We start from the raw sequence: 19,443 nt of genomic DNA, 5'->3' as shown, positions 1-19,443 counted from the left end.
GGCGTCGCCATGCCGGCTCTTAGGCCGCCGACCGGGTCGGCCTCAAGCGTCGCCCGGCGATGGGCTGTGGGGCGCCCAGGTCGGACCGCGCCGGCGCCGACCGCGGCGCGCCCGGGCCCGGCGCGAAAGCGGTCGAACGTCCCGGCTCCGGGCGCGTTAGAGCGTGGCGGTGGCGGGAGCGCCGCGCGTTGAGGTACGAGACCGGCCCGATGAATCCTGCTGCACGCCCGGCCCGCTCCACCCCCGCACCGTCGCCCGTCACGCCGATCCGCCCCGCCGAGCGGCCGCACCAGCCCTTCAAGATCGTGAGCTGGAACCTGCTGCGGCGCACCGGCGCGGCGGTGGACGACGTCGCCGCCCTCGTCGCGCAGGAGAAGCCCGACCTGCTGCTGATGCAGGAGGCGACCCGCGCCATCGGCTTCCTGCTGGACCGGATCGGCGGCCACTACGCCTGGGCGCCCCTACCGGGCCGGATTCACGGGCTCGCCATGTGGAGCCCGAAGCCCTGGGCGGCGCCGCCCCGGGTCATCGCGCTCCCCTCCGGCGCCCTCGTGCACCGGGTCTGCCAGATCCTCGATCTCGGCGAGTTCGGCGTGGCCAACGTCCACCTGTCGCACGGACAGATGCTGAACCGGCGCCAGCTGCGGCGCATCGTCAGCGAGCTGCCGCCGCGGGCGGCCGTGCTCGGCGACTACAATATCGTCGGCCCGGCGCTGATCCCGGGCTTCCGCGACGTCGGACCGCGGCAATCGACCCACGCGATGGTCGAGGTGCTGCCGCTGCGGCTCGACCGCTGCCTCGCCCGCGGGCTCGTCTGCCACGCGCACGCGGTGCTGCCGCGGGGACGCTCCGATCACCGGCCGATCGTCGTCCATCTCGGCCCGGCGCCGGAGGCGCACGCCCCCGCCCGGTTCAAAGGTATGGCAGCAGCAGTCGCACGCCTGCGTCGCGCAGACGGATCGGCAGGCCGCGCGCGGCGAGATCCTCCCGGCTGAGCCGCGCCTCCATCTTGCCGCGCATGAACCGGTCGAGGTCGGCGGCGAGGTCGGCGTCGATGATCTCGACGTTCAGCTCGAAATTGAGCCGGAAGCTGCGCATGTCCCAGTTGGCGCTGCCGACGAAGCACCAGATGTCGTCGACCACCATCGCCTTGGAATGGTCGAAAGGCGGCTCGTCAAGCCAGACGTTCACGCCGGCCCGCAGCAGCGGGTCGAGATGCGCCCGGGTCGCCCAGTCGATGTAGGGGTGGTCGCTGACCCGCGGGATGATCACGTCGACGGTGATGCCCCGGGTCGCGGCCTGGGCGAGGGCGCCGGTCACCAGCTCGTCGGGCAGGAAGTAGGGCGTCACGAAGCGCACCGACCGGCGCGCGCAGGCGAGCGCCTGGAGGATGACCTGCTCGATCTTCTCGACGTCCGCGTCCGGGCCGGAGGTCACCGCCCGGGCGACGCTCGGTCCGCAGGGCTCGAGGTCGACGAACCACGGGGGGCCGTCGAGGATCTCGCCGTCCACGAAGGCCCAGTCGGCCGCGAACGCGGCGGCGAGCTGCTCGACCACGGGGCCGGTCAGGCGGAAATGCGTGTCCCGGATCGGGTGCTCGGGCTTCAGGGCGACGCGGTTCGGGTGCGAGATGTTGAGGCCGCCCGTGAAGGCGATCCGGCCGTCGACGATCAGCAGCTTCTTGTGCGAGCGCAGATTGAGGAACGGCATCCGCCAGGGGAGGGCGGAGTGCATGAACAGGGCGGCCGGCACCCCGGCGGCCGTCAGGCGGTGGTAGACCGGCGCGCGGAAATAGCCGCCGCCGATCCCGTCGATGATGACGCGGACCTGCACGCCCCGGGCCTTCGCCTCCACGAGGGCGTCGCAGAATTCGCGGCCGGTGGCGTCGTCCCGGAAGATGTAGCTCGACAGGCCGATGCTGGACCGCGCCTCGCGGATCGCCGCCAGCATCTGCGGATAGCCGGCGTCGCCGTTGCGGAACATCTGCACGGTGTTGCCCGCGAAGGCCGGCAGGCTCGTGATCCGCCGGATCGCCCGGTCGAGGGGCCAGAGCGCCTCCGGCACCACGGCGTCGTCGGTGTCGGGCAGCTGCGTCGCGTCGGACGGCTTGGTCCGCAGCCGCCGCGCGCGGCGCGAGACCCGGTTGATGCCGAAGGTCAGGTACAGGGCGGTGCCGAAGATCGGCGACAGCCACGCGAGCCCGATCCAGCCCACCGCCACGCTGACCCGGCGCTTGCGCAGCAGGGCGTGCAGGGTGACGCCGATCGCCAGCGCGAAGCCGATCAGGGCCTCGACATCCGACCGCATCAGGGCGGTCGACTGGACCCAGCGGGTGATCGCGTTTTCCAAGGTGAGGCTATCCGGGTTCGCGTCGGGAGGCGCCGGATCGACCTGAAGCGCATGCGGCGGGCGGATTAATCCGCCGGCTTGGCCGGATGCGCAATGGGCGCGGCGGCCTTGGCGGCCGCGGGCCGCTCGCAGCGATAGGGTCCGCTGCCGTCGAGGGCCCCGTACAGGACCCGGCCGCCGGAGGCGATGCAGCGCGCCTTGGCCTCGGCATAGGGCCGGTGGAAGCTCCAGATGGTGATCATCGGCCCGATCGTCGCGAGGCAGACGCCGCCGAAAATCACGGCGGCCGCCCAGGTCGCGCCGTTGCGATTGGGCCGCGGGGGCCGCGGCGGCGGCATCGTGCCGTAGAAGGACAGCGTCAGACCGAGCAGGTCGAGGGTGCTCATCAGCCGTTCCGCGTGGCGGCGCCGAGCCCGGCAGGGTCGGACAGGCCCCTCATCCTAGGGCAGGGCGGCGCCATCACCTATGCGCGTCGCGCCGGAGGGCCTGCGTCGTATCGCGCCAGTGCGCGGACCGGGACGCCGGCTCACGGCTCCCAGCGGGGCGGCCGCTTGCCCAGGAAGGCGTCGATCCCCTCCTGCGCGTCGGCCATCATCATGTTCCGGGTCATGACCTCGGCGGTGTAGCCGTAGGCGTCCTCCAGGCCCATCTCGATCTGCCGGCCGAACGCCTCCTTGCCGATCGCCAGGACGCGCCGGGCCTTCCCGGCGATCCGGGCCGCCAGGGCGCCCACCGCCGCGTCGAGCTCCGCCTCCGGCACGACGCGGTTGACCAGCCCGATCCGCAGGGCCTCCGCGGCGTCGATCGGCTCGCCGACCAGCAGCATCTCCAGGGCGGCCTTGCGCGATACGGCGCGTGACAGGGCGACCATCGGGGTCGAGCAGAACAGGCCGATCTGCACCCCCGGCGTGGCGAAGCGGGCGGTCTCGGCGCACACGGCGAGATCGCAGGTGGCCACGAGTTGGCACCCGGCGGCGGTGGCGATCCCGTGGACGCGGGCGATCACCGGCTGCGGAAGGCGCGTGAGGCTCAGCATCAGCCGGGCGCAGGTGCGGAACACCGCCTCGGTCGCCTCGCGGGACGGATCGGCGCGCATCTCCTTGAGATCGTGCCCGGCGCAGAAGGCGGGGCCGGCCCCCTGCAGAATCACCACCCGCACGGACGGATCCGCGCGGATCGCGTCGAGCTGCTCCTGGAGCGCGCCCATCAGGGCCATCGACAGGGCGTTGCGGGCCTGCGGCCGGTTCAGCGTCAGCGTCGCGACCCCGTCGGCATCGCTGCGCAACAGCACCGGCGCCTCCGGGCTGGCGGCGTGGGCCGTGGCAAGGGCTGCGGTCATGGCGGCGTCTCCCGGCGCCGGCCTCCCTGGCACGGGGCCGGTCGCGTCGCCGGACGGTAGCACGCAGGGTTCAGGTCCGCGACGGTGCCGCGGCCCGCGATCCGCGATGCGGCGGTTGTCAGGCGTGCTCGGCCAGGGCGAGGTCGAGGCTCGCGTAGTCGGCGCCCGGACCGTTCCACCACACCGCCGGATAGGCGGTGAGCCGGCCCATCACGCCGGCATAGGCGTCGGCGAGCGCGGTATCGACCACGACCAGCCCGGCGCCCGACTGCGCGAGGCTTTCCGCCAGCGCCGCGTCGCGGCCGGCGCAGTCGAGGCAGACCACGCGCAGCCCGAGGCGGGTGAGGCCGAGGCGCATGGCCTCGACCTGCCCGAGATCCTGCACCAGGAGCGCCACGGCCTGCCCGGCCCGCAGGCCCTCGCCCCAGGCCCAGCGCGAGACGCGGTGCGGACAGACCGCCGCGACCGGCACCGCCGGCGCGCCGCGCCGCTCCGCGCTGGCGGCTCCTTGCGCGCCTGGCCGGGCGCGCCGGTCGGCGTCGCGAGCCGGGAGTGGGATGGAGGCCGCCGGGTGATGGACGCCGTACATGCGATGCGGACCGCCTGAATCTGGACACACTGCAGGTCCTGGCGTGACGCGAGCAGGTTAACACTCTCTCTCACCCGGGCGTTCCGTCGAAAAACGACCGTCTTTTCGTCGGCGCGCGGGCCGGCGACTGGACCTATGGCGAACGGGCCGTGAACCGGGACGGGTGAATTGCCGACATCTCGGGTCGCATCTTCGGTCGCATTGGCGCGCGCGCGGGTCCGGCCTATGTCCCGCCCGCCAGAGGCGGCCCGCGAGAGGCCGCCCCCGATCGAGGAACCGCCGCGCATGCGCCCCACTACGACCCGGATCACACTCCTCGCCGCCGTCACGCTCGCGGCCCTGCCGGCGAAGGCGCAGATCCGGAACGCCCCGTCGCCGCGGGCCCTGGAATTCGCCGCCTACATCTTCGCGGCCTCGAACGTCTGCGGCTACCGGATCGGCAGCGACCAGTTCGAGGCCCTGCTGGCGAAGCAGAACGTGCAGATCGGCGACGTCCAGCCGCGCGGACCGTTCGGCAACCGGGTGCAGACCATGTTCACGCTGATGTCGAACCAGATGGCGCAGAACCGCGACCAGGCCTGCCTCGCGGTGGCCGGCGAGTACGGGCCCGAGGGCACGGTGGCCAAGAACGTGCTCCTGCCCGCCGGCCAGGACCCCGCCGCGCCGGCGAAACCCGCCGAGCCCGCCAAGCCGCAATAGCCCATTCGCGGGATCGCCGCCGGCCTCAGCCGAGGCGCCAGTCGATCGGCGGGCGCCCGTGCGCGGCGAGCCACCGGTTGGCCCGGCCGAACGGGTCGGAGCCGGGGAAATCCCGCGCCCGGTTGAGCGGCGACGGGTGTCCGCTCTCGAACACGCCGTGGCGGGTCGCGTCGACGAGCGCGGCCCTGGCCCGCGCCTGGGCGCCCCAGAGCAGGAACACGGCGGGCTCCGCGCGGGCCGAGACGGCGCTCACGGCCTGATCGGTCAGCGCGGCCCAGCCGTAGCGCAGGTGCGCCCCGGCCTTGCCGGACTCGACGGTGAGTGCGCTGTTGAGCAGGAGCACGCCCTGCCGCGCCCAGGGCGTCAGGTCGCCGCCGGCGGCGCGGTCGGATCCCGCCTCCGCCAGGATCACCTTCAGCGAGGCGGGCAGGCGACCGGAGCCGACGAACGAGAAGGCGAGGCCGTTGGCGTCGCCCGGCGTCGGGTAGGGATCCTGCCCGAGGATCACGGCTCGCACGTCCTGCAGCGGGGTCTCGGCCAAGGCGCGGAAGATCCGGTCCGGTGCGGGCAGGACGCGGGCGCCCGCGGCGATTCGGGCATCGACCCGCGCCGCCACGGCGTCGGCCTCCCCGCCGGCGAAGAACGGCAGGCTCAGCCAGGGCGAACCGGAGGCGCGGAAGGCCGTGAGGGCGTCGGCGACGGGTGTGGCGGCCATGGTCTCTCGCGATCGGTTTCCACGCCGAGATAGGAGGCGGACGCGCACCGTCATCGGCGCGGCGGTTGCGGCCGGGAGCCGCCCGTGTTTAGGGACGGGGGTCGAGCGCGCGGCCTGTCGCGGTGCGGCATGTCGCGTCCGCCCTTCGCCGGGCGGCTTCGCACCCTACATGGAAGCGCACCCGACGGGGTTTAAGCGCCGGCCAAGCCGAGGCGTACCAGGGCGTACGCGCCGGCCGCCGGATATCGGAAGCCAGAGGAAGGATCTCGGCGCGCGGCGCCGGAACGCTGCCATGAACGAACGCGTCGAACCCGCCGCGCTGGCGAATGGCCGGCCCCTCGCACCGCTGCAGCCCGCGGCGAACACCCTTCCGGCCGACCACCCGAAAGTGGCCTGGGGCCGCGTCGGCGTGCTCCTGATGAATCTCGGGACGCCCGAGGGCACGTCCTACTGGCCGATGCGCCGGTATCTCAAGGAGTTCCTATCGGACCGCCGGGTGATCGAGGTGCCGCGGCTGATCTGGTGGCCGCTCCTCAACCTGATCATCCTGACGAAGCGCCCCGGGCCGAAGGGTCGCGACTACGCCAGCGTCTGGAACAACGCGCTCAACGAGGGGCCGCTGAAGACGATCACGCGCGGCCAGAGCGAGCGCCTCCAGGCGGCCATGGGCGAGTCGGTGGTCGTCGACTGGGCGATGCGCTACGGCAAGCCCGAGGTCGCCGGCCGGATCCAGGCGCTGCTCGACCAGGGCTGCGACCGGATCCTGCTGGTGCCGCTCTACCCGCAATACGCCGCCGCGACCTCGGCCACGGCCTGCGATCAGGCCTTCCGGGCGCTGATGGACATGCGCTGGCAGCCCACGGTGCGGGTCTCGCCGCCCTATCACGACGACCCGGTCTACATCGCCGCCATGGCCGATTCGATCCGCGAGGGCCTGGCCAAGCTCGACTTCGAGCCGGAGGTGATCCTCACCTCGTTCCACGGCGTGCCGCGGAGCTACCTGCTCAAGGGCGACCCGTACCATTGTCAGTGCCACAAGACCGGGCGCCTGATCCGCGAGGCGCTCGGCCTGTCTCCGGAGAAGATGCGGGTCACCTTCCAGTCGCGCTTCGGCAACGAGGAGTGGCTGAAGCCCTACACCGACGAGACGGTGATGGAACTCGCGAAGTCGGGCGTGAAGCGGATGGCGATCGTCGCCCCGGGCTTCACGGCGGACTGCCTGGAAACCCTCGAGGAGCTCGACGGCGAGAACCGGCACTATTTCGAGGAGAACGGCGGCGAGCGCTTCGCCTACATCCCCTGCCTGAACGACAGCGACCTCGGCATGCGGGTGATCGAGCACGTCGTGCGCCGCGAGCTCCAGGGCTGGATCTGAGATCCCGGCCGGGATGCCGCTTGCGGCGCGGCCCGGCCCGCCTATTATTTTCCTAAGCCGAACGGGCCCATCGGTTCGGCGCGGGAGGATCACATGGCGTTCTTCATCGGCATCGCGTGTCCGTGGCTGCTGATCGCGGTGCTCGACAGGATCGCCGAGGGGCGCCGCGGCGCCGAGCTCTCGGCCCTCGGCATCACGCCCCAGCCGGCCCCGGCGCGATCCAGCTACCTCGTCCCGGATCGGCCGTACTGACGACACGGCGCGGCCCCGCAGGGCCGCGCCGGTCAGCCCCGGACCGTCACTTCTTCGGCTCGGGCGCGGCCTGAGCCGCCGGCGGCGCGTCGGCGCGGTCGATCTTGGCCTCCGAGCGGAGCTTCAGGATCATGTCCTGCTGCGCCTTGCGGATCAGGTGCTGGTCGATCTGCTCCTTGAGCTCGTCGAAGGTCGGCTGCGGCTTGGTCCGCTTCTCCTCGACCTTGATCACGTGCCAGCCGAACTGGGTCTTGATCGGGTCGGAGACCTGGCCGGGCTTCATCGCGAAGGCGGCGTTGGCGAAGTCGGGCACCATCCGCTCCTTGGTGAACCAGCCGAGATCGCCGCCCTCGGCCTTCGAGCCCGGGTCCTTGGACGCCTCGGCGGCGACCTTGGCGAAGTCCTCGCCGCCCTTGATGCGCGCGGCGATCTTCTTCGCCTCGGCCTCGTTGTCGACCAGGATGTGGCGCGCGTGCACCTCCTCCTCGGGCTTCATCAGCTTGACGGTCTGATCGTAGATCGCGTGCTCCGCCTCGGGCGTGACCGCGCGCTTGGCCTCCTGCTCCAGGTAGTCGTCGAGCAGGAGCTTGTCGCGGAAGTAGGCGAGCTTGCGCTTGAACTCGGGCGTGTCGCCGACCTTGGCGGCCTCGGCGGCCTGCGCGCCGACGCGGAGGTCGACCATGTAGTCGACGAGCAGGCTCTTCTTCTGGGCCTCGTCGACGCCGGGCAGCGACAGGGCCGGGTCATCGGCCGCGATGGCGAGGTCGCCCTGCGTGATCGGCTTGCCGTTCACGCTCGCCACGACCGCGTCGGCGCTCGGCGCCGCGGCCGGCGCGGCGGGCGAGGCGGCGGCCGGCGTATTGGCGGCCGGCGTCGGGGCCTTCTGGGGTGCCTGGGCCAGCGCCAGTCCCGGCATCGCGACCATGACGGCGAGCGCGCTGACGCGCCGGAGAAGGGCGGTGTTCGGCATACGGGCGAAGTCCTCGGCTCACGTCTCGGCGCCGCGCCGGATCGGCCGGGCGTCGCGCCGCGGCACAGGTGGCCCGCGTCGGGCGAGAAGGCAAGCGCGGCCATTTCACCGGTGCCGGAACCGTGACCGTACCGGCATGCGTTGAGGGCTGCCCCTTCCAGGTGCGCCGGGCGATGTTTACCTCTATAAGCCCGGCCAACTCCGTCCAGGCCGGCCCGCCACGCTTACCCGTGGGCGGGCTCGCGCGTCCGCAGGTCTATGATGCTCGGCTCCATCGCCAAGAAGATTTTCGGCTCCTCGAACGACCGCCGCGTCAAGGGCTACCGCCCGCGCGTCGCGCAGATCAATGCGCTGGAACCGGAGATCCAGGCCCTCTCGGACGAGGCCCTGCGCGCCCGCACCGACATGCTGAAGGCCGAACTCGCCAACGGCAAGAGTCTCGACGACATCCTCGTGCCGGCCTTCGCCACGGTGCGCGAGGCGGCCAAGCGCGTCTTCGGCCAGCGCCACTTCGACGTGCAGCTCATCGGCGGCATGGTGCTCCACGAGGGCGGCATCGCCGAGATGAAGACCGGCGAGGGCAAGACCCTGGTGGCGACGCTGCCGGTCTACCTCAACGCCCTGGAGGGCAAGGGCGTCCACGTCGTCACCGTGAACGACTACCTCGCCTCGCGCGACGCCGAGTGGATGGGTCAGGTCTACCGGTTCCTGGGCCTCTCCGTCGGCACGATCGTGCACGGGCTCGACGATGCGCAGCGCAAGGAGGCCTACGCCTGCGACATCACCTACGGCACCAACAACGAGTACGGCTTCGACTACCTGCGCGACAACATGAAGTACGAGCTGTCCCAGCTGGCACAGCGCGGGCACAACTTCGCGATCGTCGACGAGGTCGATTCTATCCTGATCGACGAGGCGCGCACGCCGCTGATCATTTCCGGCCCGGTGGATGACCGGTCGGAACTCTACGTGTCGGTCGACGCGCTGATGCCGCGCCTGCGCAAGGAGTTCTACGACCTCGACGAGAAGCAGCGCACGGTCTCGCTGACCGAGGAGGGCAACGAGTTCATCGAGGAGGCGATGCGCGAGGCGGGCCTCCTGAAGGAGGGCGACCTCTACGACGCCCACAACGTCACGCTGGTCCACCACGTGAACCAGGCCCTGCGCGCCCACACGCTGTTCACCCGCGACAAGGACTACATCGTCAAGAACGACGAAGTGGTGATCATCGACGAGTTCACCGGCCGCATGATGCAGGGCCGGCGCTACTCGGAAGGCCTGCACCAGGCGCTGGAGGCCAAGGAGCGGGTCACGATCCAGCCCGAGAACCAGACGCTCGCCTCGATCACCTTCCAGAACTACTTCCGCCTCTACAAGAAGCTCGCCGGCATGACCGGCACGGCCTCGACCGAGGCCGACGAGTTCGCCGAGATCTACAAGCTCGACGTGGTCGACATCCCGACCAACAAGGAGGTCGAGCGCGTCGACGAGGACGACGAGGTCTACCGGACCGTCGGCGAGAAGTACGAGGGCATCATCGCCGAGATCGACAAGGCGCATGCGCGCCACCAGCCGATCCTGGTCGGCACCGGCTCGATCGAGAAGTCGGAGCACCTCGCCGAGATGCTCAAGAAGGCCGGCTACAGCCTGCTCGACTACTCCGACCCGAACGCGCTGACCGACGTCTACGCCGCCGCCCGCGAGGGCCGGGTGACCAAGCGCTTCGCCGTGCTCAACGCCCGCTTCCACGAGCAGGAGGCCTACATCGTGGCCGAGGCCGGCGTGCCGGGCGCGATCACCATCGCCACCAACATGGCCGGCCGCGGCACCGACATCAAACTCGGCGGCAACCTCGAGATGCGGATCGAGAAGGAGCTGGGCCACCTCGCCGACGGTCCGGAGCGCGACGCCGCCATCGCGGCGATCAAGGCGGAGATCGCCGAGAACCGCACCAAGGTGCTGGCCTCGGGCGAGCCGGCCGATCCGGAGGCGGGCCGCAAGAAGGCGCTGCCCGGCGGCCTCTACATCATCGGCACCGAGCGTCACGAATCGCGGCGCATCGACAACCAGCTCCGCGGCCGCTCCGGGCGCCAGGGCGATCCCGGCCGCTCGAAGTTCTACCTGTCGCTTCAGGACGACTTGATGCGCATCTTCGGCTCCGACCGCATGGACGGGATGCTGCAGAAGCTCGGCCTGGAGCAGGGCGAGGCGATCATCCACCCCTGGATCAACAAAGCCATCGAGAAGGCGCAGCAGAAGGTCGAGGCGCGCAACTTCGACATGCGCAAGAACGTGCTCAAGTACGACAACGTCATGAACGACCAGCGCAAGGTCGTGTTCGAGCAGCGCCGCGACTTCATGGGCCAGGACAGCGTCCGCGAGACCGTGGACGAGATGCGCGAGGGCGTGATCGACGACCTCGTCGCCCGCCACATCCCGGAAAACGCCTACGCCGAGCAGTGGGACGTCGCCGGCCTGCGCGAGCAGGTGAAGGAGATCCTCAACCTCGACGTGCCGGTCGAGGACTGGGCCAAGGAGGAGGGCATCGCCGACGAGGAGATGCGCGAGCGCCTGCTCAAGGCGGCCGAGACCGCCTACGCCGAGCGGACCGAGAAGAACGGCGCCGAGGTCACGGCCTATATCGAGAAGCAGGTCCTCCTGCAGACGCTCGACCATCTCTGGCGCGAGCACCTCGTGACGCTGGACCACCTCCGGCAGGTGATCGGCTGGCGCGGCTTCGCCCAGCGGGACCCGCTGAACGAGTACAAGTCCGAGGCCTTCGACCTGTTCAACGGTCTCGTGACCGCCCTGCGCGAGCAGGTGACCGCGCAGCTCTCGCGGGTCGAGATCATGATGCAGGAGCCGCAGGAGGAGTACCCGCCCGGCAGTCCGGCGCTGCCGCCGATGTTCGCCCAGCATCTCGACCCGGTCACCGGCGAGAACGAGATGGACTACGCCGGTCTCGGCTCGGGCAGCGACGGCGGCGGGGGACCGGCCTACGGCTTCGCGGCGCAGGGCCTCGCGGCGGACGGCGCCGTGCTGGAGCGCGACCCGACCGACGCCGCCACCTGGGGCCGCGTCGGCCGCAACGAGCCGTGCCCGTGCGGCTCGGGCAAGAAGTACAAGCACTGCCACGGCAGCCTCCAGGCCTGAGGCGGGGATGCCCGCGCGGGCGCTGTTCATCGCCGGGGCCGGGACCGAGATCGGCAAGACCTACGTCACCGCCGCCCTGACGCGCCGCCTGCGGGCTCAGGGCCGGACGGTGCGGACGGTGAAACCGCTCGCGAGCGGTGTCCCGCCGCTGAGCGATCCCGGCTTCGTCGAGAGCGACACCGCCCGGCTGCTGGACGCGCAGGGGCTCGCCCTGGACGAGGAGGCCGTGGAGGCCTGCTCGCCCTGGCGATTCGCGGCACCGCTCTCGCCGGATCAGGCCGCCGTGCTGGAGGGGCGCTCCCTGGACCTCGCCGACCTTGTCGGCTGGTGCCGGGCTGAGATCGCCTGCACCCAGGACATGCTGCTGATCGAGGGTGTCGGCGGGCTCATGAGCCCGGTCACGGAGGCCGCCACTGGCCTGGACTGGCTCCGCGCGCTTGGCGTCCCGGCGCTCCTCGTCTCGGGGAGCTATCTCGGGGCGATCAGCCACGCGCTCACGGCCTGCGAGACCCTGCGGCTCCACGATGTGTCGCTGCGCGCGGTGGTGGTCAGCGAGAGCCTGGGCGCGCCGGCGCCCGCCGCGACCGTGGCCGCGGCCATCGCCCGTCATGCCGGCGCGCCCGTATTCTGTCTGCGCCGTGGCGACGCCTGCCCGGAGGAGCTGACCGGCTCGATCTGAGCGCCGCGACAGCGTCGCTGGACGGCGCGGCCGTGGCCCCTAGCTTTACCGCCACGGCGTCGCGCCCGGCGCCCGGATGGTCGAGGCCGGGTGGCGCCGTGGGGGAATCCTGCGGTGAGCCAGACCCTTGCCCCGGCGGCGAGTCCCAGATCCGAGACCGGCGCGGTCGACGCGGAAGCGGCGCGTGACAGGCTCCGGCCGGCCCTCGTCTTCGGCGCGCTGGGTGTCGTGTACGGCGATATCGGCACGAGCCCGCTCTACGCGTTCAAGGAGGCCGTGAAGGCCGCGACCGCCGGCGGCGCCTCGGTTGCTGCGGCGGCCACCGGCGCGGTGTCGCTGATCCTGTGGTCGCTGATCCTGATCGTGTCGCTGAAATACGCGGTGCTGATCCTGCGCGCCGACAACCGGGGTGAGGGCGGCATCGTCGCCATGCTGGCGCTGCTCGGCGCCCGTCAGGCCCGGCCTGGCACGTGGAAGGCGCTGCTCCTGGTGGTCGGGCTGGTGGGCGCGGCGCTGCTCTACGGTGACGGCGCGATCACGCCGGCGATCTCGGTGCTCTCGGCGATCGAGGGCCTGAAGGTCGACGCGCCGTCACTCGGGCCGTACGTCGTGCCGATCACGCTGGTGATCCTGGTCGGTCTGTTCCTGGTCCAGCACAAGGGCGTCGCCGCCATCGGCCGGGTGTTCGGACCGGTCATGCTCGTCTGGTTCGTTGTCCTCGGGCTCCTCGGGATCGCCGGGATCGTCGCCAAGCCCGAGATTCTGGCGGCGGCCAACCCGTTCCGGGCCGTCGATTTCATGCTCCATGCCGGCTGGCACGTCAGCTTCGCGATGCTCGGCGCGGCCTTCCTGGCGGTGACCGGCGGCGAGGCGATGTACGCCGATCTCGGCCATTTCGGCGCCCTGCCGATCCGCATCGCGTGGTTCGCGCTGGTCCTGCCGGCGCTGGTGCTCAACTATTTCGGCCAGGGCGCCCTGCTGATCGCCGCGCCCGACGCCCTGGAGAACCCGTTCTTCCGCCTCAGCCCCGACTGGGGCCATCTGCCCCTGGTGGCGCTCGCCACGATGGCGACCATCATCGCCTCGCAGGCGATCATCTCGGGCGTGTTCTCCCTGACCCAGCAATCGGTCCAGCTCGGCTTCCTGCCGGCCATGCGCATCGTCCAGACGGCGCACGAGGAGCGCGGCCAGATCTACGTGCCGGCGGTGAACTGGCTGCTCGCCGTGGCGACCCTGACGGCCGTGGTGGTCTTCGGCTCCTCCGACGCCCTGGCCGGCGCCTACGGCATCGCGGTCTCGATGCTGATGGGCATCACCACGCTGCTCGCCGCGCTGATCGCGCTCCGCTGGGGCTACAACCCGATCCTGGTCTTCGCGGTCAACGGCTTCTTCCTCGCCATCGACCTCGTGTTCTTCGCCGCCAACAGCGTGAAGATCCTCGAGGGCGGCTGGTTTCCCCTGGTGCTCGCCGGGCTCGTCGCCGCGATGATGCTGACCTGGAAGAAGGGAAACGAGCTGGTCGAGGAGGCGAGGGCCGCCCTGCGCCTGCCGGAGGACGTCTTCCTCGGCGGTCTCCAGCACCGTGACCTGCTGCGGCTGCCGGGCACGGCCGCGTTCCTCTCGGCGGCCGAGCACGGCATCCCGCTGCATCTCTCGCGCTTCGTCGAGCGCAACCACGCCCTGATGGAGCGCATCCTGATCATCACGGCGCTCTACGAGGAGACGCCCACCGTCCCGCGGGACCGGCGCGCCCACGTGACGATCCTGGCGCCGGATTTCTACCGGGTGATCCTCCGCTACGGCTTCATGGAGGAGGCCTCGATCCCCGAGGGGCTGGCCTGCGCGGTGGAATCGCGCCACCTGCCGCCACACGTCCTCGACGACATGACCGTCTTCGTCGGGCACGAGACGATCATCCCGCGACGGGACAAGCGGGGCATGGCGCCCTGGCGGGAGAACCTGTTCGCCTTCATGCAGCGCAACGCCGAGCGCACCGGCGCCTTCTTCGGCGTGCCGACCCGGCAGGTCGTCGAGGTCGGCACCGAGATTGAGATCTAGGCCCCGGCCCGAGACATTCCCGCAGCTCGGCAAGTCACCGCGGCGGCGCGGTCCAGAACAGGCGGAGTCGTGCGCAGAGATCGGAGCACCCGCCCGGCCGCGATGTGCCTCGATCTGATCCCGGCAATTGACGCCGCGCCCCTCCTGGACGCTGCGCCGGTCCGGACCTGTTTCCAGCGCCGGCTCACCGATGCACGGAAACTTGAGGCCGTTCCGCCGCTCCTCAGGGAACCGTAGCCTTCCGCCGTCGTTCCGCCCCGACGCAGGCGTCGCGCCCCCGGGGCGCGCGCCGGAATGGAGAGACAGCATGAACAGGGATCATCTCGAGGGCGGCGTTCGCCATCTGCGCGGCCGGATCAAGACGGCGGCGGGCGCGGTGCGCGGCCGGGCCGTCGACCAGCTCGACGGCGCCTACGATCAGGCCGCCGGCGCTGCCCAGTACGCCTACGGCGAGGCCCGGGATACGGTCCGCGACCTGCGCGACGGCGGCGAGCACCTCGTCGAGGAGGGGCGCGCCCGGTTCCGCGACGCCAGCGAGCGCGGGCACGCCCTGGCAGACGAGGCGCTCGAGCGCGGCCAGCACTACCGCGACCGCGCCGTGCGCCACGGGCGCACCCTCGCGGCGCGCGCGGACGAGAACCGCGGCACGACCCTCGCCCTGGTGGCCGCCGTCGCGTTCGGCCTCGGGTGGCTGGCGCGGCCGACCCGCTGAGCGGCGGACGGGACCTGATCCGGAGCGGGGCGGGCGTTCGCGCGGCCGCCCCGCCGATCAGAACGCATAAAGACATCTTTATGTCTTGATTGCTTCGTAGACCGCGCGGTGGTAGGGGGTTGCCCCGACCCGCAACGCGAACACGGAGCCATCGACTCATGGCCAAGGATTACATCGTCAAGGATATCGGGCTGGCCGATTACGGCCGGAAGGAGATCTCGATCGCCGAGACGGAGATGCCGGGCCTGATGGCGGTCCGCGAGGAGTACGGCGCTGCGCAGCCCCTGAAGGGCGCCAAGATCGCCGGCTCGCTCCACATGACGATCCAGACCGCCGTGCTGATCGAGACCCTGAAGGCGCTCGGCGCCGACATCCGCTGGGTCTCGTGCAACATCTACTCGACCCAGGACCACGCCGCCGCCGCCATCGCGGCCGCCGGCATCCCGGTCTTCGCCGTGAAGGGCGAGACCCTGGAGGAGTACTGGGACTACACCTCGCGCCTGTTCGACTGGCACGACGGCGGCATGCCGAACATGATCCTCGACGACGGCGGCGACGCGACCATGTTCGTCCATCTCGGCCTGCGCGCCGAGAACGGCGACACCGCGTTCCTCGACAAGCCGGCCAGCGAGGAGGAGGAGGTCTTCTTCGCGCTCCTCAAGCGCAAGCTCGCCGAGAAGCCGAAGGGCTGGTTCGCCGGTCTCGCCGACAGCATCAAGGGCGTCTCCGAGGAGACCACCACGGGCGTCCATCGCCTCTACGTGCTGGCCAAGGAGGGCAAGCTGCTCTTCCCGGCGATCAACGTGAACGACTCGGTCACCAAGTCGAAGTTCGACAACCTGTACGGCTGCAAGGAGTCGCTGGTCGACGGCATCCGCCGCGGCACCGACGTGATGATGGCCGGCAAGGTCGCGATGGTCGCGGGCTTCGGCGACGTGGGCAAGGGTTCGGCCGCGTCCCTGCGCAACGCCGGCTGCCGCGTGCTCGTGTCGGAGATCGACCCGATCTGCGCGCTCCAGGCCGCCATGGAGGGCTACGAGGTCGTGACCATGGAGGATGCGGCCCCGCGCGCCGACATCTTCGTCACCGCCACGGGCAACAAGGACATCATCACCATCGACCACATGCGGGCGATGAAGGACCGGGCGATCGTCTGCAACATCGGCCACTTCGACAACGAGATTCAGGTCGCCGGCCTGAAGAACCTCAAGTGGTCGAACATCAAGCCGCAGGTGGACGAGATCACCTTCGCGGACGGCCACCGCATCATCCTCCTGTCGGAGGGTCGCTTGGTGAACCTCGGCAACGCCACCGGTCACCCGTCCTTCGTGATGTCGGCCTCGTTCACCAACCAGACGCTGGCCCAGATCGAGCTCTGGTCCAACCCGGGCAAGTACCAGAAGCAGGTCTACACCCTGCCGAAGACCCTCGACGAGAAGGTCGCCGCCCTGCATCTGGAGAAGATCGGCGTGAAGCTCTCGAAGCTCCGCCCCGATCAGGCCGCCTATATCGGCGTCTCCGAGAGCGGCCCGTTCAAGCCCGAGCACTACCGCTACTGAGCCCGCATCGCCGGTGGCGCGGACGGCCTCGTTTCCGGGGCCGGCACCGTGCGGCCGCGATCCGGCGGCGCGGCCCGGTGGACAGATTTGGAGGCCCGGCGCGCTGCGCCGGGCCTTCTCGTTTGTCAAGCGCAGACGGCCGAATCGAACTGTGTCTTCTGTGTGTCGTTAACGGCTGATTATGCCGACTTTGCCCAAAGCCACGCTTCGTTCCCCTTCCGGGGCGATTCCGCCGCACCTAGAGTGCGGGCGAATCTTAGATCGATGGGGCTGCGGCGGTTCGGGAGAATCGCCGCGGGAACGGTGCCTTCTGCGCCGCGCGGCGACGCGCGCCGGTCGGACAGCCATCGGGTACGGGGGCGGGGCAAACCATGGGTGTCGGTCGTGCGACACACGTTCGGATCGGCGTGGGCGCGCTCGCGCTGACGACGGCGAGCGCGGCCTTCGCCGAGCTGCCGGAGGCCGCCGCCGCGCATCCCGCGCGGGAGATCCACAGCGTGGCCGCCCTGGCGATCTTCGGCGGCCTCGTCGCCTTCGCGGTGATCCTGTCGCTCCTCCACCTCTACGAGCGCGGCCGGTGGACCCGCCGCGAGCGCGAGCTCGCCGCGACCCTCGACGTCCTGCGCGGCGCCCATGACCGGGCCGAGATGCTCCTCAACGCCGAGCGGCAGATCATCGTCACCTGGGATCATCGCAGCGAGCCGGTGGTCGAGGGCGACATCAGCCTCGCGATCCACGGCGAGCGGCCGACCTCCGGCTACGCCCGCCGCGTCCTGGCCTTCGGCACGTGGCTCGTCGCCGCGGACGCGGCCGCCGTCGAGACCGCCGTCGAGACCCTGCGGGCGCGCGGCACCAGCTTCGCGCTGAGCCTGCGGACCCAGACCGGCCGCAACATCGAGGCCCACGGGCAGGCCGTGGCGGGGCGGGCGCTCCTGCGCCTGCGCGAGACCAGCCAGGAGCGCTGCGAGATCGCCGACCTGCGCGCGACCCTGGACGAGACCCGCCGGGGACTCTCGGCCCTGTCGGGGCTCCTCGACGCGATCCCCCAGCCGGTCTGGCGGCGCAACCGCGACGGTGGTCTGAGCTGGATCAACGCCGCCTACGTGGCGGCGGTCGAGGCGGAGAGCCGCGAGGCCGCCCTCGATGCCGGCCTGGAGCTGTTCGACCGGCCGGCCCGCGAGACAATCGCCCGCGAGGAGGCGGCCCGGTTCGCCGGCCTGACCCGGAGCGTCCCGCGCCTCTCGGCCATCGTGGCCGGGAACCGGCGGATGCTCGACGTATTCGAGACCGGGCTGGAGACCGGCCGCGTCGGCATCGCCATCGACGTGTCGGAACTCGAGAGCGTCCGGGCCGACCTGCAGCGGCAGATGAACGCCAACGTGCGGACCCTGGACCAGCTGCCGACCGCGGTCGCGATGTTCGACGTCTCGCAGCGGCTGATCTTCCACAACGCCGCCTACCGGCAGCTCTGGGATCTCGATCAGGCCTTCCTCGACGGGCGTCCCTCCGACGGCGAGATCCTCGACCACCTGCGGGCGGAGCGGAAGCTCGAGGAGCACGCGGATTTCCGCGGCTGGAAGCAGGGCGTGCTGTCCGCCTACCGGGCCGCGGAGGCGAACCAGACCTGGTGGTACCTGCCCGACGGCCGAACCCTGCGCGTGGTCGCGGACCCGAACCCGCAGGGCGGCCTGACCTACCTGTTCGACGACGTCTCCGACCGCCTGAACGCCGAGTCCCGCTACAACGCCCTGCGCCGCCTGCAGGCCGAGACCCTGGACACGCTGGCCGAGCCGGTGGCCGTGTTCGGCGCGGACGGGCGCCTGTCCCTCGCCAACCGCGCCTTCTTCACCGTGTGGCGGCTCGACCCGGAGATGATCGAGGAGCGCCCGCACGTGGACGCGGTGATCGCTGCCTGCCGGGCGCTCGCCCCCGTCGAGGAGCCGTGGCTCGACATCCGCGACGCGGTGGTCGGCCTCGAATCGCGCACGGCCCGGACGTGCCGCCTCGAGGTGGTCGACGGCACCGTGCTCGACTGCGCCGCGCAGCCGCTCCCGGAGGGCGCGACGCTCCTGACCCTGATCGACGTCACGGCGAGTGTGAACGTCGAGCGGGCGCTCACCGAGAAGAACGATGCCCTGGAGAAGGCCGCGCAGCTGCGCGACACCTTCGTGCACCACGTCTCCTACGAGCTGCGCTCCCCGCTCACCAACATCATCGGCTTCACCCAGCTTCTCGGCGACGAGACCGTTGGCGCGCTCAACGAGCGCCAGCGCGAGTATTCCGACCACATCATGCGCTCCTCGGCGGCGCTGCTCGTCATCATCAACGACATCCTCGACCTCGCCTCGATCGACGCCGGCTCGCTGGAGCTGCAGCGGGAGGAGGTCGACGTCCAGGCCACCGTCGAGGCCGCCGTCCGCGGCATCGAGGACCGGCTCGCCGAATCGCACATCACCCTCGCCCTCGACGTGCCGGAGGATATCGGCAGCGTCCACGCCGACGGGAAGCGGGTGCGCCAGATCTTGTTCAACCTGCTCTCGAACGCCGTCGGCTTCTCGGATGCCGGCCAGCGCGTGGAGGTCCATGCCCGCCGGACCGCGCAGGAGCTTCTCCTCAGCGTGCGCGACCACGGCCGGGGCATGCCGCCCGAGATCGCCGATTCGGTGTTCAACCGCTTCGAGAGCCACACCCTCGGAACCCGCCACCGGGGCGTCGGCCTCGGCCTGTCGATCGTGCGCTCCTTCGTCGAGCTGCACGGGGGACGGGTGCAGCTGGAGACCGCGCCGGGCAGCGGCACCCGCGTCACCTGCACGTTCCCCACCGACCTCGCGGGCGAGGGCCGGCGCGCGCCGCCGCTCGAACCCGAGCCGCCCGTCCTGTCGCCGCCTCCTCCGCCCCCGCCGCCGCCGCGCAAGCCGACCCTGACACTGCAGTCGAGCAGGCCGGAGCCGCCGACATCCGACCGGCGAACGTCACCGTAGCGCTTGATTCCGC

Annotated in this window: 16 protein-coding genes; 10 read left to right on the top strand and 6 right to left on the bottom strand. The window is 71.2% G+C overall.

What is annotated here, in order from left to right; genetic code table 11:
• The first annotated feature begins 209 nt into the window (after positions 1-209).
• Positions 210-995, top strand: coding sequence for an endonuclease/exonuclease/phosphatase family protein (locus tag BM314_RS03710; RefSeq protein WP_170862974.1), 786 nt, complete (start codon positions 210-212; stop codon positions 993-995).
• On the opposite strand, the gene BM314_RS03705 is transcribed toward BM314_RS03710, so the two are convergent.
• The 4 genes from BM314_RS03705 to BM314_RS03690 all read right to left on the bottom strand — a co-directional run bounded on the left by BM314_RS03705 (position 913) and on the right by BM314_RS03690 (position 4,277).
• Positions 913-2,349, bottom strand: coding sequence for a phospholipase D-like domain-containing protein (locus BM314_RS03705; RefSeq protein ID WP_020093380.1), 1,437 nt, complete (start codon positions 2,347-2,349; stop codon positions 913-915). The genes BM314_RS03710 and BM314_RS03705 overlap by 83 nt on opposite strands.
• A gap of 65 nt (positions 2,350-2,414) precedes the next feature.
• Positions 2,415-2,735: a hypothetical protein gene (locus BM314_RS03700; RefSeq protein ID WP_091976971.1), complete on the bottom strand. Its 321-nt coding sequence runs from the start codon at positions 2,733-2,735 to the stop codon at positions 2,415-2,417.
• A 140-nt stretch (positions 2,736-2,875) separates the two neighbouring features.
• Positions 2,876-3,688, bottom strand: coding sequence for an enoyl-CoA hydratase (locus BM314_RS03695; protein WP_091976970.1), 813 nt, complete (start codon positions 3,686-3,688; stop codon positions 2,876-2,878).
• Positions 3,689-3,806: 118 nt separating this feature from the next.
• Positions 3,807-4,277: an AMP-dependent synthetase gene (locus BM314_RS03690; RefSeq protein WP_091976969.1), complete on the bottom strand. Its 471-nt coding sequence runs from the start codon at positions 4,275-4,277 to the stop codon at positions 3,807-3,809.
• A 285-nt stretch (positions 4,278-4,562) separates the two neighbouring features.
• Between BM314_RS03690 and BM314_RS03685 the strand changes: the two genes are divergently transcribed.
• Positions 4,563-4,976 carry a hypothetical protein gene (locus tag BM314_RS03685; RefSeq protein ID WP_091976968.1) on the top strand — a complete coding sequence of 138 codons (414 nt, stop codon included), beginning with the start codon at positions 4,563-4,565 and terminating at the stop codon, positions 4,974-4,976.
• Between the two features lie 25 nt (positions 4,977-5,001).
• Here BM314_RS03685 and BM314_RS03680 read toward each other — a convergent pair whose 3' ends face one another.
• Positions 5,002-5,691 (bottom strand): uracil-DNA glycosylase, encoded by a 690-nt coding sequence (locus tag BM314_RS03680; protein WP_091976967.1) that lies wholly within the window; start codon positions 5,689-5,691, stop codon positions 5,002-5,004.
• A gap of 292 nt (positions 5,692-5,983) precedes the next feature.
• Between BM314_RS03680 and hemH the strand changes: the two genes are divergently transcribed.
• Positions 5,984-7,066, top strand: a complete 1,083-nt coding sequence (gene hemH, locus BM314_RS03675; RefSeq protein ID WP_020093374.1) for a ferrochelatase — start codon at positions 5,984-5,986, stop codon at positions 7,064-7,066.
• Between the two features lie 93 nt (positions 7,067-7,159).
• A complete protein-coding gene (locus tag BM314_RS30465; protein WP_020093373.1) occupies positions 7,160-7,318 on the top strand; it encodes a hypothetical protein in 159 nt (52 codons plus the stop codon).
• Between the two features lie 46 nt (positions 7,319-7,364).
• Here the strand turns inward: BM314_RS30465 and BM314_RS03670 are convergent, their stop codons facing one another.
• A complete protein-coding gene (locus BM314_RS03670) occupies positions 7,365-8,288 on the bottom strand; it encodes a peptidylprolyl isomerase (protein ID WP_091976966.1) in 924 nt (307 codons plus the stop codon).
• 261 nt (positions 8,289-8,549) lie between these two features.
• Between BM314_RS03670 and secA the strand changes: the two genes are divergently transcribed.
• The 6 genes from secA to BM314_RS03640 all read left to right on the top strand — a co-directional run bounded on the left by secA (position 8,550) and on the right by BM314_RS03640 (position 19,430).
• Positions 8,550-11,441: a preprotein translocase subunit SecA gene (gene secA, locus BM314_RS03665; protein WP_091977136.1), complete on the top strand. Its 2,892-nt coding sequence runs from the start codon at positions 8,550-8,552 to the stop codon at positions 11,439-11,441.
• Between the two features lie 7 nt (positions 11,442-11,448).
• Positions 11,449-12,120 carry a dethiobiotin synthase gene (gene bioD, locus BM314_RS03660; protein ID WP_091976964.1) on the top strand — a complete coding sequence of 224 codons (672 nt, stop codon included), beginning with the start codon at positions 11,449-11,451 and terminating at the stop codon, positions 12,118-12,120.
• Positions 12,121-12,234: 114 nt separating this feature from the next.
• Positions 12,235-14,178 carry a potassium transporter Kup gene (locus BM314_RS03655; protein ID WP_091976962.1) on the top strand — a complete coding sequence of 648 codons (1,944 nt, stop codon included), beginning with the start codon at positions 12,235-12,237 and terminating at the stop codon, positions 14,176-14,178.
• Between the two features lie 307 nt (positions 14,179-14,485).
• Entirely contained in the window at positions 14,486-14,890 is a 405-nt protein-coding gene (locus tag BM314_RS03650; RefSeq protein WP_056525297.1) for a hypothetical protein, read from the top strand.
• Between the two features lie 158 nt (positions 14,891-15,048).
• Complete coding sequence (gene ahcY / locus BM314_RS03645) at positions 15,049-16,449, top strand: adenosylhomocysteinase (RefSeq protein WP_012317745.1); 1,401 nt, start codon at positions 15,049-15,051, stop codon at positions 16,447-16,449.
• 371 nt (positions 16,450-16,820) lie between these two features.
• Positions 16,821-19,430 carry a sensor histidine kinase gene (locus tag BM314_RS03640; protein WP_091976961.1) on the top strand — a complete coding sequence of 870 codons (2,610 nt, stop codon included), beginning with the start codon at positions 16,821-16,823 and terminating at the stop codon, positions 19,428-19,430.
• Positions 19,431-19,443 lie beyond the last annotated feature (13 nt).

The organism is Methylobacterium sp. 13MFTsu3.1M2 (assembly GCF_900112625.1).
GTDB lineage: Bacteria > Pseudomonadota > Alphaproteobacteria > Rhizobiales > Beijerinckiaceae > Methylobacterium.
This window is presented reverse-complemented; position numbering and strand designations above follow the sequence as displayed.